The sequence below is a fragment of the Pseudomonas sp. TE36184 genome (assembly GCF_054060055.1).
The window spans coordinates 4,553,196-4,575,857 of the sequence record NZ_JBSSCU010000001.1 but is presented as its reverse complement, the minus strand read 5'-3'; the positions used below and the strand labels follow the sequence as shown (position 1 = coordinate 4,575,857).

The window sequence follows — 22,662 nt, the reverse complement described above, 5'->3', positions numbered from 1 at the left end:
GGACCATCGGCAGGGCAGATACATGGACAGATTCGACCAGTACCGCGTATTCGCCAAAGTGGCCGAGATGGGCAGCTTCATCAAAGCTGCCAACGCGCTGGAGATGCCACGAGCGTCGGTGTCTGCGGCCATCCAGCAGTTAGAGGCTCAACTGGGCGTGCGCCTGCTGCATCGCACGACGCGGCAGGTACGGCTGACACCCGATGGGGAGCAATTGCTCAGCCGTGTACGCCCGGTGTTGTGCAACGTCGAAGACATCGACCAGTTATTCCAGGCCAGCCAGCGGCAAGTTTCCGGTCGGCTGATCATCGATGTGCCCAGCCGCATTGCCCGCCGCGTCATTGCGCCAGCGCTGCCCGGCCTGTTGCGTTGTCATCCCCTGCTTCAATTGATTTTGGGTTCGACCGACCGGGCCATCGATCTGGTGCAGGAAGGTGTGGACTGCGCGGTGCGCGTTGGCGCGCTGCATGACAGCAGTCTTGTGGTGCGGCCGCTGGGTCAGATTGCCTTGATCAATTGTGCGAGCCCGGCCTATTTGCTTGAGCATGGAGAGCCTCAGCAGCCTGCGCAGCTACTCGATGGACATTGGACCATCGGCTATGCGTCGCCGAAGTCGGGCAAGGAACTGCCTTGGGAATACCTGTCCGGCGACGGCAGCGTGCAGCGGTTCGACGTGCCGAGCCGGGTGATCGTGAACAATGCCGAAAGCTATATCGCTTGCTGCCTTGCAGGGTTGGGGTTGATCCAGATCCCGCGCTTCGACGTCCAACACCTGCTGGACTCACGACAACTGGTGGAGGTCATGTCGAGTTACTGTGCCGCTTCGATGCCGGTATCCCTGCTCTACCCGCACCGCCGGCAGCGTTCGCAGCGACTGGATGTGTTCCACGAGTGGTTCGAGGCATTGATGCGGCCGTATTTGGATAGCCGCCACGTCTCTCTGCATCAATAAAGCCAAATGCTCCACGTGGAACATCGGCATTTTTAACCCGCTGAAGCGGCCGCCACACTCTCCAACCGGTAGCCGTATCCATAGATCGTCAACAACTGCCAACCCCGATCCGCGGTTAACCCCAGCTTGTTCCGCAGCCGATAGATATGTGTGTCCAGCGGCCGCGACGAGACCATTTCTTCATGGCTCCAGAACCGCTCATACAGATACTCGCGAGACAACGGCCGCGCCAGGTTGGCGAACAGGCAACTGGCCAGGCGGTATTCGCGTTCGGTCAGGTTGATCGGTTTGCCCGCACGGGTGACGGTCAGTTCGGCGTCGTCAAAGGTCAGGTCGTTGAAACTTTGCACTTCAGACGTCGCCGACTTTTGCAGACCGTGGCGGCGCAGGACGGCGTTGACCCGGGCTTTGAGTTCATTCGGGCGAAAGGGTTTACTGACGTAATCGTCGGCGCCGCTGTTCAGGGCGGTGACGATATCGCTTTCGGCATCGCGGCTGGTAAGCATGATCACGGCCGGGGGCGATTCCATGTGTTCACGGGTCCAGCGCAGCAAGGCGATGCCGCTGATGTCGGGCAGCTGCCAGTCGAGGATCAGCAGGTCGAAGGTTTCCCGGCGCAGTTGGCGCAGCAGGTCCTCACCGCGTTCGAAGCAATGCACAGACCAAGGCTGTTCCAGGTTGCTGGGGATCTGTCGCAGTGTCTGTTCCACCCGCTGCAATTCAGCGGGTTCGTCATCCAGTATTGCGACACGCATGGGTGGGTCCTTTCTACTTGGAAATATTTCAGCTGTCGGCCGGTCGAAGAGCGGGCGTCCTTGCTGCGCAGATGCCAGTCATTGAATCTGAAGAATTGTGCTCAGATTCAACGACCCTTTGGATCTCTCGGTACGCTGATATCAAAGGGCCGTTAACGCTTTGAAAAACCATGCGACTCAGGGGGAAAGATACCGACTCCCGTGCGTAAGGAAAAGGATCAGTGCCGCTGGCATTGCATAGCCGTGCGGGTAGCTGATACTGCGCCCCGATGTACGGTATGTTTCAACGAACGCATTCAGGAAAAACCCCGGGGCGATCAAAATGAGCTTCACTGGGTTCAGCACCACACCGCGCACCACCTGGAGGGAGAAACCGGGTCTATGACATCTTCAACTGTCCATTTTCAGCAGCGGTGCGGGTTCCTGGCGGTCGCCCCGTGATGCTGTGGCGCAAGGCCGAAAAACGCCAGCCCACCCAGGCGCAGTTGTTGTTCCATGGCCTGTTTCGGGAGTGGCTGTGGATTGGCCTGGTGTTGCTGCCCTTTACTGCATATTTGTCCTCAAGTGCGGGCCTGGCCTTCAATAACCCGCTGTATGACGGCCTGCGCCGCCTGACCCCTCTGCCGGTCGATCCACGCATTTTGCTGGTGACCATCGATGACCAGAGCCTGAAAAAGCTCGGCCAATGGCCATGGCCGCGCAGCCTGCATGCCGACGTCATCAACCGTCTGAGCGCTGCCCAACCCGCGGGTATCTTGTTCGATGTGATCTTCAGTGAGCCGCGCAACGCCACCGATGACCAGCGCCTGGCCAATGCCGTGTGCAACGCCGGGAATGTTTTGCTTCCCCTGGAACGCGATGGCGGCGCGAGCCAGCCGGGCGAACAGCTGTTGCCGCTGCTCAATTGCGCCAAGGGGCTGGGCCATATCAACGTCGAAGCAGACAGCGACGGTGCCGTCCGCAGCCTGTATCTGCGTGAAGGCCCGCCCGGGAACACCCTGCCGCAGTTGGCATGGCTGGCGTATACGTTGAGCGGGCAAACCGCGCAAATGCCGGGACGCAGCGAACAACCGAACAGTCAGCGCTGGCATCGGGAATATAGAGTTCGCGTCCCGTCCACGTCTGAGCCGCATGGGTTTCCTAGTGTGTCCTACGCCAGCGTATTGCACGGCGAAGTGCCGGCCGAATTGCTGCGCGACCGCCTGATCCTGGTGGGCGCCAGCGCCTATGGGCTGGGGGACCGTTTTGTGACGCCGCTCTCCTCCACTCCGGATACCACCGCCGGTGTGGAAATCCAGGCCAATGTGCTCAACGGTTTGCTGCAGGAGCGCAGCATTGTCGACCTCCCCGGCTGGCTCGCGGCACTGATCGCCACTGCCTGGGTGGCGTTGTTGCTCGGCCTTTTGCTGTACCGCCCACGCTACGCACTGTGGATGACCTTGGCTTGCATGGCCGGCGCGTTGCTCGGCGCGTGGGCGCTGTTACGCCTTGGCCATTGGTGGTCGCCCGCGGCCTGCCTGATCGGTATGTTGCTCAGCTACCTGATCTGGAACTGGCGCCGCCTGAGCGTGATCCTTGCCTACTTTGGCTGGGAACTGGCGCGCCTGGACAACGAACCCAAGGTGCTGCCCGAACGCCGCCGAGCGCCCGCGAACAAAGGCGATGTGTTGCAAGGGCGCATCTTTGCCCTGGAGCAGGCCGTCAGCCGCACCCGTGACACCCGACGCTTCATGGCCGATGGCCTCGAATGCCTGCCGGTGGCGACCCTGATTACCGATCCGCGGGGCAACATCCTGTTGGCCAACCGTATTGCCCGTGAAGTATTCGGCAATGATCTGGTCAACCAAAACCTGCTCGAACAGCTCGCCGACCTGGGTTATCCACCCTTGCATAACGGCGTGCGCCCTGCCTTGTCCGCCCTGGAAATCGTCGAGTTCCGGGACATCCACCAACGCAGCCTGCGCATGGAAATCGCACCCTTGCTGCCCGCCGAAGGCGATGTCGCCCTCGGCTGGCTGCTCAGCCTGACCGACTTGAGCAAGGAGCGCGAAGCCCAGCAACACCGCGAAACCATGCTGCGCTTCCTGTCCCACGACCTGCGCGCGCCGCACTCGGCGATCCTCGCGTTACTGGATGTGCATAACGCGGAGTCGCCGGTGTTTGCCCAGATCGAGCAGCAGGTTCGACGCGCCTTGAGCCTCACCGAATCATTCGTACAACTGGCGAAAGCCGAGGCTGACGGCTACCACTTCCAGCCAAGCCTGTTTGCCATGCTGGTGATGGATGCGTTCGATCAGGTGGCGGTGATTGCGCAGCTCAAGGGTATCCAGTTGATCCACGACCTGGATGAAGCGGATGAAGGCATGGTGTCGGCCGATCAATCCCTGCTCACCCGCGCGTTGTTCAACGTGCTGGAGAACGCGATCAAATACTCGCCGGCCGGCACCACCGTGAGGTTGAGCCACGGCAGCGCGCAAGGTTGGCTGGAGTGTCGCATCAGCGACCAGGGCCCGGGCATTGCGGCAAAGGACTTGCCGGAACTGTTCAGCCAGTACCGCCGCTTCGATTCTGCCCAGGGCAGCGAAGGCCTTGGGTTGGGCCTGACCATGGTCAAGGCCGTTGTGGAGCGGCACGGTGGCCGTATCTGCTGCGAAAGCGTGGTGGGCAAGGGCACCACATTCACCCTGCAGCTGCCCCAGTTGGAAGACTGACAAAACGTGCTTTTGCGCTGTGTATAAAAAACCGGTCTCAAGGACCGGTTTTTTTATCCAAAAAAAACTTATGCACGTTTTTAGTATTTTTATGAGTTCAGGAAATATCTAATAAAATCATCTTGTTATGAAGAGAAAATGCCATTTTGCCAACAAACCGTACACAGGTTATCCACAGATGATCAGGCCACCGGCGTGTCCACCGCTACCGGCTCCGGCGGCAGCGAACCCATGGCGCGTTGCTGGGCTTCATTCCAGGCGGCGGCGCGGTCATTCAGTGCGGCAATTGCACGCGGTCCTTCACCTTCGGCGTACATCGGTTCCCCGATCACCACGGTGATGGTGCCAGCACGTTTTGCCCAACCGGTTTTTGGCCAGTACTTGCCGGCATTATGTGCAATCGGCAACACGGGCAGGTGGGCGTTGACGGCCAATGCCGTGCCGCCGCGTGAGAACTTGCCGACGGTGCCGTAGGGCACACGCGTACCTTCCGGAAAGATCAGCACCCAGACGCCGTCCTTGAGCAGCTCGTCGCCCTTTTTGGCCACGTGCTTGAGCGCCGCCTTGGGGTTGTCGCGGTCGATGGCGATCGGGCGCAGCATCGCCATCGCCCAGCCGAAGAACGGCACATACAGCAGCTCGCGCTTGAGCACTTGGCTCAGGGGCGAGAAGTACGCCGAGAGGAAGAACGTCTCCCACGTGCTCTGGTGGTTCGACAGAATCACGCAGGGCTGATCCGGGACGTTTTCCGCGCCCTTGACCTCGAAGCGGATGTTCAGGAACACCTTGGTCAGCCACAGCGCGCAGCGGCACCAATAGACGTTGATGAAGCGATAGCGCGCCTTGAACGGCAGAAAAGGCGCGATAAAAAAGCTCAGGGTGCACCAGAGAAACGAACTGGTGCCCAACAGCAGGTAAAAGAAGAAGGTTCTGATGGCCTGCAAAATCGACATGGCGGCATTTACCGTTGCGGGACACAGCCCGCCTGTTGAAGGCGCACTCCCGAACAGTCCTTGGTCAGGCAGTCGAGGGCGGCTAGTTGTTGATAAGTTCTGCGGCAACCGCCGCCAGATCGTCAAAAATCAAGGTGCCTACCGGCAGGTTTTTCGCCTGGGTCTTTTCGCCTTTCCCGGTCTTTACCAAAACTGGCTGAGAGTCGACGGCTTTGGCCGCCTCCAGGTCACCGAGGCTGTCCCCGACGAACCATAGCCCAGCCAGGGGCACGTTGTAATGTTCTGAAATAGTTTTCAACATGCCAGGCTTGGGTTTGCGGCAATCGCAGCCCTCATCCGGCCCGTGGGGGCAGTACACCACCAGCCCCACCTCACCGCCCTGCTCCGCCACCAACGTGCGCAAGCGCGCGTGCATGGCGTCCAGGGTTGCGATGTCGTAGTAGCCGCGGGCGATGCCGGACTGGTTGGTGGCGACGGCCACCGTCCAGCCGGCCTTGCTCAACTGCGCGATGGCCTCGATCGCGCCGGGCAGTGGGATCCATTCCTCCACCGACTTGATGTAAGCGTCGGAGTCGTAATTGATCACCCCGTCCCGATCGAGAATCAGCAGTTTCAACATGATCAGCCCAATACGGAAATGTCAGCGATGTTGATGAACAGACCGCGCAGACGCGCCAGCATGGCGTAGCGGTTTTTCCGCACGCCGGCATCTTCGGCATTGATCATCACCGCTTCGAAGAACGCATCCACCGGCTCGCGCAAGGTGGCCAGGCGCGCCAGTGCTTCGGCGTAGTTGCGTTCGGCGATCAGCGGTTTCACCGCATTTTCCGCCTTGGCGATGGCCGAGTTCAGCGAGAACTCCTTGGCATCGGCGAACAGGCCTGGGTCGACATCGGCATTGCCGAGGTTGTCGGCCTTGCTCAACAGGTTCGACACGCGCTTGTTCACGGCGGCCAGGGCGTCGGCTTCCGGCAGTTTGCGGAAGGCCTGCACGGCTTGCACGCGTTGGTCGAAGTCCAGCGCCGAACCCGGTTGCAGGGCACGTACCGACAGGTACACCGAAACGTCCACGCCTTCGTCTTCGTAACGCGCACGCAGGCGGTCGAACACGAACTCCAGCACTTGCTCGGCCAGGCCGGTTTGCTTGACCTTGCCGCCGAACTGGCCGACCGCGAACACCACGGCCTGGGTCAGGTCGAGGTCGAGCTTCTTGTCGATCAGGATCCGCAGTACGCCCAGGGCCGCACGGCGCAGGGCATACGGGTCTTTACTGCCGGTAGGCAGCATGCCGATGCCGAAGATCCCGACGAGGGTATCCAGCTTGTCGGCAATGGCCACGGCCGCACCGGTCAGGGTGGTCGGCAACTCGGCGCCAGCACCGCGCGGCATGTACTGCTCGTTCAGGGCCAGGGCGACATCGTCCGGCTCGCCGTCGTTGAGGGCGTAGTAGTAACCGGCAACGCCTTGCATTTCCGGGAACTCGCCGACCATCTCGGTGGCCAGGTCGCACTTGGACAGCAGGCCTGCGCGCGCAGCCCAGGCAGCGTCACCACCAATGCGCGGGGCAATGTAGGCGGCCAGTTTGGAAACGCGCACAGCCTTGTCGTAGACGCTGCCGAGTTTTTCCTGGAACACCACGTTTTGCAGGCGCAGGTTGAAGTCTTCGAGCTTCTGCTTCTTGTCTTGCTTGAAGAAGAACTCGGCGTCGGTCAGGCGCGGGCGCACGACTTTTTCGTTACCGGCGATGATCTGCTGCGGGTCCTTGCTTTCGATGTTGGCCACGGTGATGAAGCGCGGCAGCAACTTACCGTCCACGTCCAGCAGGCAGAAGTACTTCTGGTTGTCCTGCATCGTGGTGATCAGCGCTTCTTGCGGCACATCGAGGAAGCGTTCTTCGAACGAGCACACCAGCGGCACCGGCCATTCAACCAGGGCGGTCACTTCGTCCAACAGGCTTGGCGGCACGATGGCGGTGCCTTCCTGCAGGCGGGCCAGCTCTTCGGTGCGCTTGCTGATCAGCTCGCGACGCTCGTTGGCGTCGGCCAGCACATAGGCGGCGCGCAGGTCGTTGAGGTAGTTGGCCGGCGCGGTGATACGCACGCTTTGCGGGTGGTGGAAGCGGTGACCACGGGAATCGCGGCCGGCTTTCTGGGCAAGGATGGTGCAATCGATGACCTGGTCACCGAGCAGCATCACCAGCCACTGGGTCGGACGCACGAACTCTTCCTTGCGCGCACCCCAGCGCATGCGCTTGGGGATCGGCAGGTCGTTCAGGGAGTCTTCGACGATGGTCGGCAACAAGCTGGCAGTCGGCTTGCCTTTGATGACCTGGCTGAAACGCAGTTTCGGGCCGCTCTGGTCGATCTCGCTCAGCTCGACGCCACACTTCTTGGCAAAACCCAGCGCTGCTTGGGTCGGGTTGCCTTCGGCGTCGAAAGCGGCCTGGCGTGGCGGGCCGTCGAGGTTGATGCTGCGATCCGGCTGCTGGGTTTCCAGCGCGGTCAGCAACACCGCCAGGCGACGCGGCGCGGCGTAGACTTTTTTCGCCTCGAACTTCAGGCCGGCGCTTTGCAGGCCTTTTTCGATACCGGCCAGGAACGCATCGGCCAGGGTGTTCAGTGCCTTGGGTGGCAGCTCTTCGGTGCCCAGTTCAACCAGAAAATCTTGAGCACTCATTGTGCAGCCTCCAGCTTAGCCAACACTTCATCACGCAGGTCCGGGGTTGCCATCGGGAAGCCCAGCTTGGCGCGAGCCAGCAGGTAGGCTTGGGCGACGGAACGCGCCAGGGTGCGAACACGCAGAATATATTGCTGGCGCGCAGTCACCGAGATGGCGCGGCGGGCGTCCAGCAGGTTGAAGGTATGGGACGCCTTCAACACCATTTCATAGCTCGGCAACGGCAGCGGCTGGTCCAGTTCGATCAGGCGCTTGGCTTCGCTTTCATAGAAGTCGAACAGTTCGAACAGCTTCTCGACGTTGGCGTGTTCGAAGTTATAAGTCGACTGCTCCACTTCGTTCTGGTGGAACACATCGCCGTAGGTCACTTTGCCGAACGGGCCGTCTGCCCACACCAGGTCGTAGACCGAATCCACGCCTTGCAGGTACATGGCCAGGCGCTCGAGACCGTAGGTGATCTCGCCGGTCACCGGGTAGCACTCGATGCCGCCCGCTTGCTGGAAGTAGGTGAACTGCGTGACTTCCATGCCGTTCAGCCAGACTTCCCAGCCCAGGCCCCAGGCGCCCAGGGTCGGCGATTCCCAGTTGTCTTCGACGAAACGGATGTCGTGGACCAACGGGTCGAGGCCGACATGTTTCAGCGAGCCGAGGTACAGCTCCTGGAAGTTGTCCGGGTTCGGCTTCAATACCACCTGGAACTGGTAGTAATGCTGCAGACGGTTCGGGTTTTCGCCGTAGCGGCCGTCAGTCGGGCGCCGACTGGGCTGCACATAAGCGGCGTTCCAGGTTTCCGGGCCGATGGCCCGCAGGAATGTAGCGGTGTGGAAAGTGCCGGCGCCTACTTCCATATCGTAGGGCTGAAGTACCACACAACCTTGCTCGGCCCAGTACTGCTGGAGGGCGAGGATCAAGTCTTGGAAGGTACGCACGGCTGGCGTAGGCTGGCTCACGAAATTCACCTGTTACTTGGGCTGCGATTTAAAGAGCGGGAGTATACCCGATTCGGCCGCGCCACCATCCCCTGGAGCCTTATGCCACGCTGCTTTTGGTGTTCTGAAGATCCGCTGTACATGGCTTATCACGATCAGGAGTGGGGAACGCCGCTGCGCGATGCGCAGGGTTTGTTCGAGTTACTTTTGCTCGAAGGGTTCCAGGCGGGCCTGTCCTGGATCACCGTTTTACGCAAACGCGAGCATTATCGAAAGGTCTTGTTCGGTTTTGATGCACAGCGCCTGGCGCGGCTGAGCGATGCCGAGATCGAAGCGTTGATGCTCGACCCAGGCATCGTGCGCAATCGTCTGAAGCTCAACGCCACCCGCCGCAACGCCGCGGCCTGGTTGGCGCTGGAGGACCCGGTGGGGCTGCTGTGGTCGTTTGTCGGCGGCGTGCCCAAGGTCAATCACTTCAAGGACCGCAGCGAAGTCCCGGCGATTACCGCCGAAGCCGAGGCCATGAGCCGCGCGCTGAAAAAAGCCGGTTTCACCTTCGTCGGGCCGACTATTTGCTACGCGTTCATGCAGGCCTCGGGCATGGTCATGGACCACACTCAGGACTGCGACCGTTACGCGGACTTGGCCAACGCCGGTTAGAATGCGTGCTTTGCGCACCACACACGATCAGGAGTGACCTGTGGAAAAGTTTAAAGGCGCCTTGCTGGTAGGCGCTCTCCGGTTGTTTGCCCTGCTGCCCTGGCGCGCCGTGCAAGCCGTAGGTTCAGCGATTGGCTGGATCATGTGGAAAACCCCCAACCGCTCCCGCGACACGGTGCGGATCAACCTCTCAAAATGCTTCCCGGACATGGACCCGGCCGAGCGCGAGCGCCTGGTGGGCCGCAGCCTGATGGACATCGGCAAGTCCCTGACCGAAAGCGCCTGCGCCTGGATCTGGCCGGCCCAGCGCTCCATCGACTTGGTGCGCGAAGTCGAAGGCCTGGAAGTCCTCCACGAAGCCCTGGCCTCGGGCAAAGGCGTGGTCGGTATCACCAGCCACCTGGGCAACTGGGAGGTGTTGAACCACTTCTATTGCAGCCAGTGCAAACCGATCATTTTCTACCGCCCGCCGAAGCTCAAGGCGGTGGATGACCTGCTGCGCAAGCAACGCGTGCAACTGGGTAACCGCGTGGCGGCGTCCACCAAGGAAGGCATCCTCAGTGTCATCAAGGAAGTGCGCAAGGGCGGCCAGGTGGGCATTCCGGCCGACCCGGAGCCGGCTGAATCGGCGGGGATCTTCGTGCCGTTCTTCGCCACCCAGGCGCTGACCAGCAAGTTCGTGCCGAACATGCTCGCGGGCCACAAGGCGGTCGGTGTATTCCTGCATGCCCTGCGCCTGCCGGACGGTTCAGGCTACAAAGTGATCCTGGAAGCAGCGCCGGAAGACATGTACAGCACCGACACCGCCACCTCCTGCGCGGCGATGAGCAAGGTGGTGGAGCGTTATGTCGGCGCCTACCCGAGCCAGTACATGTGGAGCATGAAGCGCTTCAAGAAACGCCCGCCGGGTGAGGCGCGGTGGTACTGACTCAAGGGCAACCCAAAACAATGTGGGAGGGGGCTTGCCCCCGATAGCAGTGTGTCAGCCAATGCATATTTGACTGAACCTCCGCTATCGGGGGCAAGTCGAATCGTCGCACCGCCCCTCCCACATTTGAGTTCCGCTTAGGCCTTGCGGTCGAGTTTTTTCAGGAACACAGTCATCTCTTTTTCGGCCTGCTTGTCGCCATGGGCCTGGGCCGCTTCAATGCCCTTCTCCCAGGCCTGTCGCGCAGCGGGACGGTCACCCAATCCGGCGTGCGCCTTCCCCAACAGCTTCCACGCCGCCGAATACTTCGGATCAAACTCGACACACTTGTGCAGATGCTCGGCGGCCTTGGCGTTGTCCTTCAGGTCCAGATAACCCTTGCCCAGCCCAAAGCGCAGCAGGGCGTTATCCACACCCTTGGCCAGCATTTTCTCCAGGGATTCGAGCATGTCGGTGTACTCCGTTTGATCAGAAAAAGCTCAACCCCACGTGGAACAGCTTCTCCACATCGCGGATATGTTTTTTATCCACCAGGAACAGGATCACATGGTCGCCGGTGGCAATTACCGTGTCGTCGTGGGCAATGATCACTTCTTCATCGCGAATGATCGCACCGATGGTGGTACCCGGCGGCAAGCCGATGTCGCGGATGGCCTTGCCGATCACCTTGCTCGACTTCGAGTCGCCATGGGCGATCGCCTCGATGGCTTCCGCCGCGCCGCGGCGCAGGGAGTGGACGCTGACGATATCGCCACGGCGCACGTGGGTGAGCAAGGTGCCGATAGTCGCCAACTGCGGGCTGATGGCGATGTCGATATCGCCGCCCTGGATCAGGTCGACATACGCCGGGTTATTGATGATGGTCATCACCTTCTTCGCCCCCAGCCGCTTGGCCAGCAGCGATGACATGATGTTGGCTTCGTCATCGTTGGTCAGGGCCAGGAAGATATCGGCGTCGGCGATGTTTTCTTCCATCAACAGGTCGCGGTCCGAGGCGCTGCCTTGCAGGACTACAGTGCTGTCGAGGGTGTCGGACAAATGCCGGCAGCGCGCCGGGCTCATCTCGATGATCTTCACTTGGTAGCGGCTTTCGATGGCCTCAGCCAAGCGTTCGCCGATCTGCCCGCCACCGGCGATGACGATGCGTTTATACGTCTCATCGAGACGGCGCATTTCGCTCATCACGGCACGAATATTCGCTTTGGCGGCGATGAAGAAGACTTCGTCGTCAGCCTCGATCACCGTGTCGCCCTGGGGCAGGATCGGCCGGTCACGCCGGAAAATCGCCGCGACGCGGGTTTCCACATTCGGCATGTGTTCGCGCAGTTGGCGCAGTTGCTGGCCGACCAACGGCCCGCCGTAATAGGCCTTCACGGCGACCAGTTGCGCTTTGCCGTCGGCGAAGTCGATCACCTGCAACGCGCCGGGAATCTCGATCAGGCGCTTGATGTAATGGGTGACCACCTGCTCCGGGCTGATCAGCACGTCCACCGGGATCGCGTCGTTGTCGAACAGGCCGGCGCGGGTCAGGTAGGCGGCTTCACGCACTCGGGCGATCTTGGTCGGGGTGTGGAACAGCGTGTGGGCGACCTGGCACGCGACCATATTGGTCTCGTCGCTGTTGGTCACGGCCACCAGCATATCGGCATCGTCGGCACCCGCCTGACGCAGCACCGTAGGAAACGACGCACGACCCTGCACGGTACGAATGTCCAGGCGGTCGCCCAGGTTGCGCAGGCGCTCGGCATCGGTGTCGACCACGGTGATGTCGTTGGATTCGCTGGCCAAATGCTCGGCCAGCGTGCCACCGACCTGCCCTGCCCCGAGGATGATGATTTTCATCCGGTCACTCCCTTTGAACCGTTCAGCCGCGTGCGGCGGCGATCTTGATCAGTTTGGCGTAGTAGAAGCCATCGTGTCCGCCTTCCTGTGCCAGCAATTGGCGCCCGTGGGGCTGCTTGATGCCGGCTGCGGTGGCGAGGTCCAGCTCGCGCGCGCCGCTGGTACGGGCGAGGAAGGCTTCGATGACCTCGGTGTTCTCGGTGGGCAAGGTGGAACAAGTGGCGTAGAGCAGGATGCCGCCGACTTCCAGGGTCGGCCACAACGCGTCGAGCAGTTCGCCTTGCAGCACGGCCAGGGCGGCGATGTCGTCGGGTTGGCGGGTCAGCTTGATGTCCGGGTGGCGACGGATCACGCCGGTGGCGGAGCACGGCGCGTCGAGCAGGATGCGCTGGAACGGCTTGCCGTCCCACCAGGTGGCGGTGTCGCGGCCATCGGCGGCGATCAGCTCGGCGCTCAGGCCCAGGCGTGCGAGGTTTTCCCGCACGCGCACCAGGCGCTTGGCTTCCAGGTCGACGGCGACGACGCCGGCGAGGTCTTTTTCGACCTCCAGGATGTGACACGTCTTACCGCCGGGGGCGCAGCAGGCGTCCAGCACGCGCTGGCCTGGGGCCAGGTCGAGCAGGTCGGCCGCCAGTTGCGCGGCTTCGTCCTGCACGCTGATCCAGCCCTCGGCGAAGCCCGGCAGGCTGCGCACGTCGGTGGCGGCTTCGAGCACGATGCCATCGGTGCTGTACACGCACGGCGCGGCCGCGATGCCCGCGTCGGTCAGCAATTGCAGATAAGCATCGCGGCGGTGATGGCGACGGTTGACCCGCAGGATCATCGGCGGGTGTGCATTGTTGGCCGCGCAGATGGCTTCCCATTGCTCGGGCCAGAAGGCTTTCAGGGATTTTTGCAGCCAGCGCGGGTGAGCGGTACGCACCACCGGGTCATGTTCCAGCTCGGCCAGCAGCGCTTCGCTTTCGCGCTGGGCGCGGCGCAGCACGGCGTTGAGCAGGGCTTTGGCCCAGGGTTTTTTCAGCTTTTCGGCGCAGCCGACGGTTTCACCGATGGCGGCGTGGGCCGGCACGCGGGTGTAGAGCAATTGATAGAGGCCTACCAGCAGCAGCGCTTCTACATCGGCATCGGCCGCCTTGAACGGCTTTTGCAGCAGCTTGGCTGCCAGCGCCGACAGCCGTGGCTGCCAGCGCGCGGTGCCGAAGGCCAGGTCCTGGGTGAAACCGCGATCACGGTCTTCGACCTTATCCAACTGGGTCGGCAGCGAACTGTTCAGCGAAGCCTTGCCGTTGAGCACGGCGGCCAGGGCCTTGGCGGCGGCCAGACGCGGGTTCATTGGGCGGCCACCCCGAGAAGCGTGCCTACGGCAAATTTCTCACGACGGCTGTTGAACAAATCGCTGAAACTCAGCGCCTTGCCACCGGGCAATTGCAGACGCGTCAGACACAGCGCCTGTTCACCGCAGGCGACCAGCAGGCCGTCCTTGCTGGCACCGATGATTTCACCGGGGGCGCCCTTGCCGTCGGCCAGGGTGGCAGCCAACACCTTCAAGGCTTCGCCGTTGAGGGTGCTGTGGCAGATCGGCCACGGGTTGAACGCGCGCACCAGGCGCTCCAGTTCCACGGCCGGGCGGCTCCAGTCGAGGCGCGCTTCGTCCTTGTTCAGTTTGTGCGCGTAGGTCGCCAGGCTGTCGTCCTGCACCTCGCCTTCGAGGGTGCCGGCAGCGAGCCCGGCAATCGCCTGGATCACGGCCGGCGGGCCCATCTCGGCCAAGCGATCGTGCAGGCTGCCGCCGGTGTCTTCGGCGGTGATCGGGGTGCTGACTTTCAACAGCATCGGGCCGGTATCCAGGCCCGCTTCCATACGCATCACGGTCACGCCGCTTTCGCTGTCGCCCGCTTCCACGGCGCGTTGGATCGGTGCCGCACCGCGCCAGCGTGGCAGCAGCGAGGCATGGCTGTTGATGCAACCCAGGCGCGGGATGTCCAGGACCACTTGGGGCAGGATCAAGCCGTAGGCCACCACCACCAGCAGGTCCGGTTTCAGCGCGGCCAACTCGGCCTGGGCCTCGGCGTTGCGCAGGGTCGGCGGTTGCAGCACGGGAATGTGGTGCTCCAGCGCCAGTTGCTTGACCGGGCTCGGCATCAGTTTTTGCCCGCGACCGGCCGGGCGATCCGGCTGGGTGTACACCGCGACGATGTCATAAGGGCTGGCGAGCAGGGCCTTGAGGTGTTCGGCGGCAAATTCGGGTGTGCCGGCAAAAACAATGCGCAGTGGCTCGGTCATGGGCGTTCTCGGTTAAAAGCAGTCACAAAAGAAAAAGGCTTGCCGCAGCAAGCCTTTGGAAGAAGGGCATCAAGCTTGCTGGCGGTGCTTTTTTTCCAGCTTCTTCTTGATCCGGTCACGTTTGAGCGTGGACAGGTAATCGACAAACAGCTTGCCGTTGAGGTGGTCGCATTCGTGCTGGATACACACCGCCAGCAGGCCTTCGGCAACCTGCTCGAAGGGCTTGCCGTCGCGGTCCAGGGCCCTGATCTTCACGCGCACCGGGCGCTCGACGTTCTCGTAGAACTCCGGCACCGACAGGCAGCCTTCCTGGTATTCGCCCATTTCGTCGGTCAGCGCTTCGAACTCGGGGTTGATGAACACCCGTGGCTCGCTGCGATCTTCGGACAGGTCCATCACCACGACACGCTGATGCACGTTGACCTGGGTCGCGGCGAGGCCGATGCCCGGGGCTTCATACATTGTTTCAAACATGTCATCGACCAACTGACGAACCTTATCGTCCACTACGGCCACCGGTTTGGCGATCGTGCGCAGGCGCGAGTCGGGGAATTCGAGGATGTTCAAAATAGCCATAAGCGTAATTGCTGCACATGTGAGGTAAAGGCAAATCGGCGTAGGGATGGACCCGCACGGCCGGTGTGGAACGCTCGGAAGCCGCGAAGGCTATGGCGTTTCACGCGAACGTACATAATAAAGGAGATTCACCCCATGAGGAAATCGCTACTCGTCTTGCTGCTCTGGGCGCCGTTCGCCCAGGCCCTGCTTCCATCGCCCGGCCCGCGCCTGGATCAACCGACGCAACAGGCCATCCAGCGATTTTTGTTACACAATCGCATCCTCGATTCGCCCCTCGATCTCGATAACGCGCCCTACGTTGTCGCGGCAGAGGCCGGGCGCGTGCTGGGGGCCAATGGCGAGCGCGTGCATGCCCGCGGCGTCCTGGACCCGGCCCAGCCAAGCTATGGGATTTTCCGCCGAGGCAAGGTCTACACCGACCCCAAAACCCAGGAGTTACTGGGTATCCACGCCGACGACATCGGCACCGCGCACTGGGTGATGGCCGGCGACCTGACCACCCTTGCCGTACATCGGGTTACCCAGGAAGTGCGCCCCGGCGACCGCTTGCTGCGTGCCGAACCGCCGGTTGCGCTGGCCAGCCTGGAAGGCCCGCAGGCCGCGCCGTTTATCGAAGGGCGCATCATCGACGTGCCCAAGGGCGTGACGCAGATCGGCGTGCTGGATGCCGTGACCCTGAATAAAGGCCGCCGCGACGGCCTGGTCGACGGCCAACGGCTGAATGTGATCAAGACCGGCGCCACGGTACGCGACGCTCTCAGCGGCGCTCCGGTGAAGCTGGCCGATGAGTACGGCGGCATGCTGCTGGTGTTTCGCACCTACGAAAAACTCAGTTACGGCCTGGTCCTCAATGCCTCGCGGCCACTGGCGGTGATGGACCGTTTCGAGACGGCCCGTCAAACGCAATAAATAGGCTGCTAAATAAGTTACCAACAGAGTTATCCACAGCTTGTTCCGGTCAAGGATGATCAGATGTATCCGATAAACAGCAGTGAAATTTCCCCGGCAGAACTGGAAGCCCGGCTACGCTTGCACAGGCTGCCGGAGCTGGGCCCGAAGCGTTTTCGCCGGTTGATCGACGCGTTCGGCTGCGCCTCGAAAGCGCTCAGCGCTCCGGCCAGCGCTTGGCGTTCGCTCGGCTTGCCCGCCGTCAGCGCCGAGGCTCGGCGCAGCCATGAAGTCCGCGAGGGCGCGAGTGTCGCATTGGCCTGGCTGGCGCGCCCGGCCCAGCATTTGCTGATGTGGGACCAGCCTGAGTACCCCGCACTGCTGGCCCAGATCGATGACGCACCGCCGTTGTTATTCGTCGCCGGCGACCCTGCGATCCTGGAAAAACCCCAGTTGGCCATAGTCGGCAGCCGCCGCGCATCGCGCCCCGGCATGGACACCGCCGCCGCCTTTTCCCGCAGCCTGGCGAGTGCTGGGTTTGTCATCACCAGCGGCCTGGCCCTGGGCATTGACGGCGCGGCGCATCAAGCGGCCCTGGAGGTCGGCGGGCAGACCATCGGCGTACTCGGCACCGGCCTGGAAAAGTTTTATCCACAGCGCCACCGACGCCTCGCGGCCGCGATGATTGCCCAGGGCAGCGCGGTGGTTTCCGAGTTTCCGCTGGACGCCGCGCCCCAGGCCGGCAATTTCCCCCGGCGCAACCGCATCATCAGTGGTCTGTCGCTGGGCGTGCTGGTGGTGGAAGCCGGCATCGCCAGCGGTTCGCTGATCACCGCGCGGCTCGCCGCCGAGCAAGGGCGCGAGGTGTACGCGATTCCCGGCTCGATCCATCATCCCGCAGCCAAGGGTTGTCATCAGCTGATCCGCGACGGCGCGGTGTTGGTGGAAACCATCGAGCACATTCTTGAAGGCTTGCGCGGCTGGCAGGCGCTGCCGTGTCCGGTGCCGCTGCCGGCGACTCATCCACTGGTCGCACTGCTGCATGCGGCGCCCCACACCAGCGAAGCCCTGGCGATTGCCAGCGGGCGGCCGTTGTCCCAGGTGCTGGCGACCCTCACTGAGTTGGAGCTGGAAGGCCAGGTGATCTGCGAAAGCGGGCGTTGGCTCGCGCGCTGCTAGGTTTTGCAGGGAAGATCGGTAAACTGCGCAGAGCTTTAGTCCGGAGAGTGAGTAATGGTCAACAGGTGGCGTGTGCTGGAAGCCGCACGAGAAATTCGCGCAGGCGCGGTGATTGCCTATCCGACCGAGGCGGTCTGGGGCCTGGGCTGTGACCCGTGGAACGAAGCGGCGGTGGACCGGCTGCTGGCGATCAAGAACCGCTCGGTGGATAAGGGCCTGATCCTGGTCGCGGATACTATCCGCCAGTTCGATTTTCTCTTCGAAGACTTCCCGCAGGATTGGATCGACCGCATGGCCAGCACCTGGCCGGGGCCGAACACCTGGCTGGTGCCTCATCAGGACCTGTTGCCGGAATGGGTCACGGGGGAGCATGACACCGTGGCGCTGCGGGTCAGCGACCATCCGCTGGTGCGCGACTTGTGCTCATTGGTCGGGCCATTGATTTCCACCTCGGCCAACCCCCAGGGCCGCCCGGCCGCCCGCACGCGGATTCGCGTCGAGCAGTACTTCCGTGGCCAGGTCGATCTGGTGTTGGGTGGCGCCCTCGGTGGGCGCAAGAACCCGAGCCTGATTCGCGATCTGGTGACGGGTGAGGTTGTGCGGCCGTCCTGAGACCGCGGCGTGGCTATCGCGGGCAAGCCCGGCTCCTACATTCGATCGCTGTCCGTCATGACAACACGGTCAAATGTAGGAGCCCGGCTTGCCCGCGATGGCGCCCTTAGCCACGCCGAAATCCCAAGCCTTACGGCAACAGAATGGTCGACCCGGTCGTGCGCCGCGCCGACAGCTCGGTCTGTGCCTTGGCCGCTTCCGCCAGCGAGAAGCGCTGGTTGATATCGATGCGTACCTTGCCGCTCTGGATCATCGAGAACAGATCATCGGCCATGGCCTGCAAGTTCTTGGGGTTGCTGGCGTAGGTCGCCAGGGTCGGCCGGGTGACGTACAGCGAGCCCTTGGCCGCCAGAATCCCCAGGTTCACCCCGTCCACCGCGCCCGAGGCGTTACCGAAACTCACCACCAACCCCCGGGGCGCTGCGCAGTCCAGCGAGGTCAGCCAGGTGTCCTTGCCGACGCCGTCGTACACCACCGGGCATTTCTTGCCGTCGGTCAATTCCAGCACGCGCTGTGCGACGTTTTCCTTGCTGTAGTCGATGGTTGCCCAGGCGCCGTGGGATTTGGCCACAGCGGCTTTTTCCGGCGAACTGACCGTGCCGATCAGCTTCACGCCCAGGGCCTTGGCCCACTGGCAGGCCAGGGAGCCCACGCCACCGGCTGCGGCGTGGAACAGGATGGTTTCGCCGCCCTTCAACTCATAGGTCTGGCGCAGCAGGTATTGCACGGTCAGGCCCTTGAGCATCGCGCCGGCGGCTTGTTCGAAGCTGATGTCGTCCGGCAGGTGAACCAGGTTGGCTGCGGGCAACACGTGCAGTTCGCTGTAGGCACCCAATGGCCCGCTGCCGTAGGCCACGCGGTCGCCGACCTTGAATTGGCTGACCTCGCTGCCCACGGCGTCGACCACACCGGCACCTTCGGCGCCCAGGCCCGACGGCAAGGCCGGCGGCGCGTACAAGCCGCTGCGATAGTAGGTGTCGATGAAGTTCAGGCCGATGGCCGCGTTGCGCACCCGAACCTGCTGTGGGCCAGGTTCTGCTGGCGTGTAGTCCACATACTCAAGCACCTCGGGGCCGCCATGGGCGCTGAACTGGATACGTTTGGCCATCTGCACTTCTCCTGGGTTCGAATTCGGGTAGCGCCCTATCGGACTCCTAAGCTTGATCTTCGTCAACTGCGACGGAGTTGAGTGCGGTGGTATCCTGTGCGCCCATTTGCCGCCGACGCCCAATGGCCTCGCGTAGCTTTGCCCGATTCAAGGTGATGCCATGACTACCCGCACCGAGGCTGTTAAAGCCTATCTGCTTGATCTGCAAGACCGTATTTGCAGCGCCCTGGAAACCTTCGAGACGGACACTCGCTTTATCGAAGACGCCTGGACCCGGCCAGCCGGCGGCGGCGGTCGCACCCGTGTGATTGAAAACGGTACGGTGATCGAAAAAGGCGGCGTCAACTTTTCCCACGTGTTTGGCAGCGGCCTGCCGCCGTCCGCCAGCGCGCATCGCCCCGAGCTGGCCGGGCGTGGGTTTGAAGCGCTGGGGGTGTCGCTGGTGATTCACCCGCACAACCCGCATGTACCGACTTCCCACGCCAACGTGCGCTTTTTCATCGCTGAAAAAGAAGGTGAAGAGCCGGTGTGGTGGTTCGGCGGCGGCTTCGACCTCACGCCCTATTACGCCAACGAAGAAGACTGCATCCACTGGCACCGCGTGGCCGAACAGGCCTGTGCGCCGTTCGGCGCCGACGTTTATGCGCGCTACAAGGCCTGGTGCGACACCTACTTCTACATCAAGCATCGCAACGAACCGCGCGGCATCGGCGGCCTGTTCTTCGATGACTTGAACGAGTGGGACTTCGACACCTGCTTCGCCTTCATCCGTGCCATCGGCGATGCGTACATCGACGCCTACCTGCCGATCGTGCAGCGCCGCAAGGCCCAGGCCTATACCGAACAGCAGCGCGAATTCCAGGAATTCCGCCGTGGTCGCTACGTTGAATTCAACCTGGTCTACGACCGTGGCACCTTGTTCGGCCTGCAGTCGGGCGGGCGTACCGAGTCGATCCTGATGTCGCTGCCGCCCCAGGTGCGCTGGAGCTACGACTGGAAAGCCGAGGCCGGCAGCGAAGAAGCGCGCCTCACCGACTACTTCCTGCAAGACCGCGACTGGCTCGGCGTGGCTGCGCCCAAGGCGGCGGTCTGATGGACCGTTATGTGGTGTTCGGCAACCCCATCGGCCACAGCAAGTCGCCGTTGATCCACCGCATGTTCGCCGAGCAGACCGGCGAGCAACTGGACTACAGCGCTCTGCTTGCGCCGCTCGAGGATTTCATCGGGTTTGCCCGTGAGTTTTTTCAACAAGGCCGTGGCGCCAACGTCACGGTGCCGTTCAAGGAAGACGCCTACCGCCTGGCCGACACCCTCACCGCACGCGCCGAGCGCGCCGGGGCGGTGAACACCCTGAGCAAGCTGGCCGATGGCAGCCTGCTGGGCGATAACACCGACGGCGCCGGCCTGGTGCGCGACCTGACGGTGAATGCCGGGCTGCACCTGCAAGGGCAACGCATCCTGTTGCTCGGCGCTGGCGGCGCAGTGCGCGGGGCGTTGGAGCCGTTACTGGCCGAGCGGCCGGCGTCGCTGATCATCGCCAACCGCACCGTGGAAAAAGCCGAAATGCTCGCCGAGTTGTTCGACGATTTGGGCCCGGTGTCTGCCAGTGGTTTCGACTGGCTGTGTGAGCCGGTGGACGTGATCATCAATGCCACCTCCGCCAGCCTGTCAGGCGATGTACCGCCGATTGCAGGCAGCTTGATCGCGCCGGGCAAAACGTTTTGCTACGACATGATGTATGCCAAGGAACCGACCGCATTCTGCCGCTGGGCCACGGAACATGGCGCGGCGGTGGCGATGGATGGCCTGGGCATGCTGGTGGAGCAGGCGGCGGAAGCGTTCTTCCTGTGGCGCGGCGTGCGTCCGGATTCGGCGCCGGTGTTGGCCGAACTGCGCCGCCAATTGGCTTGAGGCAACTCGAAAGGTGGGAGGAGCAAGCCCCCTCCCACCTGTTTGACCACATTCAGTCTTCGAAATGGATGGGGCAATTGTCGGCGCCTTCCAGCTTTTTCAACTCCTCGACGACCTGCGGCCTGGCCCGGCGCAAGGTCAGGCTACGGCCCATCGTCCTTAGTCGCCGCGCTTCCTGGTGCAGCATCTCCACCCCGGAATAGTCGATAAAGTTGATCTGCTGCGCTTCGATTACCACCCGCTCACTCTGCAGGCTTTGCAGGCGAACTTGCAGGTAATGGCTGGCGCCGAAAAAGATCGAGCCACCGACCCGCAACACCTCTTCCTCGCCGTCGCGCCATTGCTGAACCCGCGGCTGCGAGGTGCGCTTGAGGTAGAAAAACAGCGAGGCCAGCACTCCGGCGTAAATCGCGGTTTGCAGCTCCAGCAGCAACGTGGCGATGCAGGTCAGGCTCATCACCACAAACTCGGCGCGACTGACCCGGAACAACGCGCGAATGCCCCGATGATCCACCAGGCCCCAACTGATCAGCAGGATGCTCGCGGCCATGCTCGGGATCGGTATATGTGCGATCAGCGCTGCACCAAACAGTGCGAACAACGCCACCCACAGGGCGGAAAACACCCCCGCCAGCGGCGAGCAGGCGCCTGCTTCATAGCTGAGGCCGGAGCGCGTAAAGGAACCGGCCGACAGGTAGCCGGAGAAAAATCCGCCGACGATATTGGACAAACCCTGCGCTCGAACTTCCTGGTTGGCGTCGAGCAATTGCTGTGAGCGCGCCGCCAGCGAGCGCGCGATCGACAGGCTGGTCACCAGCCCGAGCATACCCACCGCCACGGCGCTGGGCAGCAGGCGCAAGAGCATGTCCAGGTCCAGCGGCAACGGGCTGAATGGCGGCAGCTTGCCGATAAACGCACTGACCAGCGCCACCTGCCCGAATATCGCCGGCCACAGCCAGGCGGCCAGGCTGCCCAGCGCCAGCGTGATCAACAGCGTCGGCCAGCGCGGCAGCAGGTACTTGAGCAGCGCGCCCGCCAGCAAGGTGCCGAGCCCCAGGGCGAGTGAGGCGTGGTCCCACTCGCCGCCGTGCTCGATCAGTGCCATCAGGCTGTTGATCGCCGTGGCCTGGCTCGGCAAATCCAGGCCCAACAGGTTGGGCAGTTGGCCGAGGGCAATCACCACGGCGGCGCCGAGGGTGAACCCCAGCACCACCGAATGGGAGATGAAATTCACCAGCGCGCCGAAGCGCAGCAGGCCGAGCAACCACTGGAACACCCCGGCGAGGAAGGTCAGCAGCAGGATCAAGGTGATGTAGTCCTGTGAACCCGGCACGGCCAGGGGGCTGACGCTGGCGTAGAGCACGATGGATATCGCCGCCGTGGGGCCGCAGATCAGGTGCCAGGACGAACCCCAGAGGCACGCGATCAGCACCGGGATGATCGCGGCGTACAGGCCGTATTCCGGTGGGAGACCGGCGATGAGCGCGTAGGCAATCGACTGCGGCAAGGCCAGCACCGCGCCGCTGAGGCCGACGATCGCGTCCCGGCCGACGCTGGCGCGGGTTTGGCGCGGCAGCCAACTGAGGAAGGGGAAGAGTGTGTGGCGGTTGGGCCGGGGCATCGCAAACTCGGGTTGAAAGGTTTGGCTCAGGGTATCAGTACACACCGGCTTTTTGTGGGAGGGGGCTTGCCCCCG

At 62.7% G+C, this 22,662-nt stretch carries 21 protein-coding genes; 9 read left to right on the top strand and 12 right to left on the bottom strand.

Features of this window, described 5'->3' with window-relative positions:
- The first annotated feature begins 22 nt into the window (after positions 1–22).
- Positions 23–952 carry a LysR family transcriptional regulator gene (locus ACVWZP_RS20560; RefSeq protein ID WP_046381567.1) on the top strand — a complete coding sequence of 310 codons (930 nt, stop codon included), beginning with the start codon at positions 23–25 and terminating at the stop codon, positions 950–952.
- A gap of 32 nt (positions 953–984) precedes the next feature.
- On the opposite strand, the gene ACVWZP_RS20555 is transcribed toward ACVWZP_RS20560, so the two are convergent.
- Complete coding sequence (locus ACVWZP_RS20555; protein WP_017848955.1) at positions 985–1,707, bottom strand: response regulator transcription factor; 723 nt, start codon at positions 1,705–1,707, stop codon at positions 985–987.
- A 437-nt stretch (positions 1,708–2,144) separates the two neighbouring features.
- On the opposite strand from ACVWZP_RS20555, the gene ACVWZP_RS20550 reads away from it, so the two are divergent.
- On the top strand, positions 2,145–4,418 hold the full coding sequence (locus ACVWZP_RS20550) for a CHASE2 domain-containing protein (RefSeq protein ID WP_448123646.1): 2,274 nt from the start codon (positions 2,145–2,147) through the stop codon (positions 4,416–4,418).
- A 182-nt stretch (positions 4,419–4,600) separates the two neighbouring features.
- Here the strand turns inward: ACVWZP_RS20550 and ACVWZP_RS20545 are convergent, their stop codons facing one another.
- From ACVWZP_RS20545 to glyQ, 4 genes are all read right to left on the bottom strand, one after another.
- On the bottom strand, positions 4,601–5,371 hold the full coding sequence (locus tag ACVWZP_RS20545) for a lysophospholipid acyltransferase family protein (RefSeq protein ID WP_017848958.1): 771 nt from the start codon (positions 5,369–5,371) through the stop codon (positions 4,601–4,603).
- An 82-nt stretch (positions 5,372–5,453) separates the two neighbouring features.
- On the bottom strand, positions 5,454–5,993 hold the full coding sequence (gmhB, locus tag ACVWZP_RS20540; protein ID WP_169850580.1) for a D-glycero-beta-D-manno-heptose 1,7-bisphosphate 7-phosphatase: 540 nt from the start codon (positions 5,991–5,993) through the stop codon (positions 5,454–5,456).
- Positions 5,993–8,047 carry a glycine--tRNA ligase subunit beta gene (gene glyS, locus ACVWZP_RS20535; RefSeq protein WP_017848960.1) on the bottom strand — a complete coding sequence of 685 codons (2,055 nt, stop codon included), beginning with the start codon at positions 8,045–8,047 and terminating at the stop codon, positions 5,993–5,995. Before glyS ends, gmhB begins: the two co-directional genes overlap by 1 nt.
- Positions 8,044–8,997: a glycine--tRNA ligase subunit alpha gene (gene glyQ / locus ACVWZP_RS20530; protein WP_003213601.1), complete on the bottom strand. Its 954-nt coding sequence runs from the start codon at positions 8,995–8,997 to the stop codon at positions 8,044–8,046. The genes glyS and glyQ overlap by 4 nt, the downstream gene beginning before the upstream one ends.
- Before the next feature lie 81 nt (positions 8,998–9,078).
- Here glyQ and ACVWZP_RS20525 point away from each other — a divergent pair, with 81 nt between their 5' ends.
- Both ACVWZP_RS20525 and ACVWZP_RS20520 read left to right on the top strand, forming a co-directional pair.
- Positions 9,079–9,636: a DNA-3-methyladenine glycosylase I gene (locus ACVWZP_RS20525; protein ID WP_017848961.1), complete on the top strand. Its 558-nt coding sequence runs from the start codon at positions 9,079–9,081 to the stop codon at positions 9,634–9,636.
- 40 nt (positions 9,637–9,676) lie between these two features.
- Positions 9,677–10,564 carry a lysophospholipid acyltransferase gene (locus ACVWZP_RS20520; RefSeq protein ID WP_017848962.1) on the top strand — a complete coding sequence of 296 codons (888 nt, stop codon included), beginning with the start codon at positions 9,677–9,679 and terminating at the stop codon, positions 10,562–10,564.
- 137 nt (positions 10,565–10,701) lie between these two features.
- Here ACVWZP_RS20520 and ACVWZP_RS20515 read toward each other — a convergent pair whose 3' ends face one another.
- The 5 genes from ACVWZP_RS20515 to def form a co-directional block, all read right to left on the bottom strand.
- The gene (locus tag ACVWZP_RS20515) at positions 10,702–11,013 is read right to left on the bottom strand and encodes a tetratricopeptide repeat protein (RefSeq protein ID WP_256822770.1); all 312 of its coding nucleotides are present in this window, start codon (positions 11,011–11,013) and stop codon (positions 10,702–10,704) included.
- Positions 11,014–11,032: 19 nt separating this feature from the next.
- Complete coding sequence (trkA, locus tag ACVWZP_RS20510) at positions 11,033–12,406, bottom strand: Trk system potassium transporter TrkA (protein ID WP_046381563.1); 1,374 nt, start codon at positions 12,404–12,406, stop codon at positions 11,033–11,035.
- Positions 12,407–12,428: 22 nt separating this feature from the next.
- On the bottom strand, positions 12,429–13,739 hold the full coding sequence (rsmB, locus tag ACVWZP_RS20505) for a 16S rRNA (cytosine(967)-C(5))-methyltransferase RsmB (protein WP_017848965.1): 1,311 nt from the start codon (positions 13,737–13,739) through the stop codon (positions 12,429–12,431).
- Entirely contained in the window at positions 13,736–14,689 is a 954-nt protein-coding gene (gene fmt / locus ACVWZP_RS20500; RefSeq protein WP_232591059.1) for a methionyl-tRNA formyltransferase, read from the bottom strand. The genes rsmB and fmt overlap by 4 nt, the downstream gene beginning before the upstream one ends.
- A gap of 69 nt (positions 14,690–14,758) precedes the next feature.
- Positions 14,759–15,265, bottom strand: a complete 507-nt coding sequence (gene def / locus ACVWZP_RS20495; protein ID WP_017848967.1) for a peptide deformylase — start codon at positions 15,263–15,265, stop codon at positions 14,759–14,761.
- Between the two features lie 135 nt (positions 15,266–15,400).
- Between def and ACVWZP_RS20490 the strand changes: the two genes are divergently transcribed.
- From ACVWZP_RS20490 to ACVWZP_RS20480, 3 genes are all read left to right on the top strand, one after another.
- Positions 15,401–16,177, top strand: a complete 777-nt coding sequence (locus ACVWZP_RS20490) for a peptidoglycan-binding protein (protein WP_457370105.1) — start codon at positions 15,401–15,403, stop codon at positions 16,175–16,177.
- A gap of 63 nt (positions 16,178–16,240) precedes the next feature.
- Positions 16,241–17,335: a DNA-processing protein DprA gene (gene dprA / locus ACVWZP_RS20485; protein WP_457370104.1), complete on the top strand. Its 1,095-nt coding sequence runs from the start codon at positions 16,241–16,243 to the stop codon at positions 17,333–17,335.
- Positions 17,336–17,389: 54 nt separating this feature from the next.
- Positions 17,390–17,947: an L-threonylcarbamoyladenylate synthase gene (locus ACVWZP_RS20480; protein ID WP_017848970.1), complete on the top strand. Its 558-nt coding sequence runs from the start codon at positions 17,390–17,392 to the stop codon at positions 17,945–17,947.
- Between the two features lie 130 nt (positions 17,948–18,077).
- Here ACVWZP_RS20480 and ACVWZP_RS20475 read toward each other — a convergent pair whose 3' ends face one another.
- Positions 18,078–19,055, bottom strand: a complete 978-nt coding sequence (locus ACVWZP_RS20475; protein ID WP_079442542.1) for an NADPH:quinone reductase — start codon at positions 19,053–19,055, stop codon at positions 18,078–18,080.
- A gap of 160 nt (positions 19,056–19,215) precedes the next feature.
- On the opposite strand from ACVWZP_RS20475, the gene hemF reads away from it, so the two are divergent.
- Entirely contained in the window at positions 19,216–20,148 is a 933-nt protein-coding gene (gene hemF, locus ACVWZP_RS20470) for an oxygen-dependent coproporphyrinogen oxidase (RefSeq protein ID WP_017848972.1), read from the top strand.
- On the top strand, positions 20,148–20,966 hold the full coding sequence (gene aroE, locus ACVWZP_RS20465; protein ID WP_017848973.1) for a shikimate dehydrogenase: 819 nt from the start codon (positions 20,148–20,150) through the stop codon (positions 20,964–20,966). The genes hemF and aroE overlap by 1 nt, the downstream gene beginning before the upstream one ends.
- A 52-nt stretch (positions 20,967–21,018) precedes the next feature.
- Here aroE and ACVWZP_RS20460 read toward each other — a convergent pair whose 3' ends face one another.
- Positions 21,019–22,587 (bottom strand): SulP family inorganic anion transporter, encoded by a 1,569-nt coding sequence (locus ACVWZP_RS20460; protein WP_457370103.1) that lies wholly within the window; start codon positions 22,585–22,587, stop codon positions 21,019–21,021.
- Positions 22,588–22,662 lie beyond the last annotated feature (75 nt).

Bases quoted from the DNA above. Each gene is read 5' to 3' on its own strand.
- ACVWZP_RS20560 (WP_046381567.1), top strand. From the start codon at position 23: ATGGACAGATTCGACCAGTACCGCGTATTCGCCAAAGTGGCCGAGATG.
- ACVWZP_RS20555 (WP_017848955.1), bottom strand. From the start codon at position 1,707: ATGCGTGTCGCAATACTGGATGACGAACCCGCTGAATTGCAGCGGGTG.
- ACVWZP_RS20545 (WP_017848958.1), bottom strand. From the start codon at position 5,371: ATGTCGATTTTGCAGGCCATCAGAACCTTCTTCTTTTACCTGCTGTTG.
- glyS (WP_017848960.1), bottom strand. From the start codon at position 8,047: ATGAGTGCTCAAGATTTTCTGGTTGAACTGGGCACCGAAGAGCTGCCA.
- ACVWZP_RS20525 (WP_017848961.1), top strand. From the start codon at position 9,079: ATGCCACGCTGCTTTTGGTGTTCTGAAGATCCGCTGTACATGGCTTAT.
- ACVWZP_RS20515 (WP_256822770.1), bottom strand. From the start codon at position 11,013: ATGCTCGAATCCCTGGAGAAAATGCTGGCCAAGGGTGTGGATAACGCC.
- trkA (WP_046381563.1), bottom strand. From the start codon at position 12,406: ATGAAAATCATCATCCTCGGGGCAGGGCAGGTCGGTGGCACGCTGGCC.
- rsmB (WP_017848965.1), bottom strand. From the start codon at position 13,739: ATGAACCCGCGTCTGGCCGCCGCCAAGGCCCTGGCCGCCGTGCTCAAC.
- fmt (WP_232591059.1), bottom strand. From the start codon at position 14,689: ATGACCGAGCCACTGCGCATTGTTTTTGCCGGCACACCCGAATTTGCC.
- def (WP_017848967.1), bottom strand. From the start codon at position 15,265: ATGGCTATTTTGAACATCCTCGAATTCCCCGACTCGCGCCTGCGCACG.
- ACVWZP_RS20490 (WP_457370105.1), top strand. From the start codon at position 15,401: ATGAGGAAATCGCTACTCGTCTTGCTGCTCTGGGCGCCGTTCGCCCAG.
- dprA (WP_457370104.1), top strand. From the start codon at position 16,241: ATGTATCCGATAAACAGCAGTGAAATTTCCCCGGCAGAACTGGAAGCC.
- ACVWZP_RS20480 (WP_017848970.1), top strand. From the start codon at position 17,390: ATGGTCAACAGGTGGCGTGTGCTGGAAGCCGCACGAGAAATTCGCGCA.
- ACVWZP_RS20475 (WP_079442542.1), bottom strand. From the start codon at position 19,055: ATGGCCAAACGTATCCAGTTCAGCGCCCATGGCGGCCCCGAGGTGCTT.
- hemF (WP_017848972.1), top strand. From the start codon at position 19,216: ATGACTACCCGCACCGAGGCTGTTAAAGCCTATCTGCTTGATCTGCAA.
- aroE (WP_017848973.1), top strand. From the start codon at position 20,148: ATGGACCGTTATGTGGTGTTCGGCAACCCCATCGGCCACAGCAAGTCG.
- ACVWZP_RS20460 (WP_457370103.1), bottom strand. From the start codon at position 22,587: ATGCCCCGGCCCAACCGCCACACACTCTTCCCCTTCCTCAGTTGGCTG.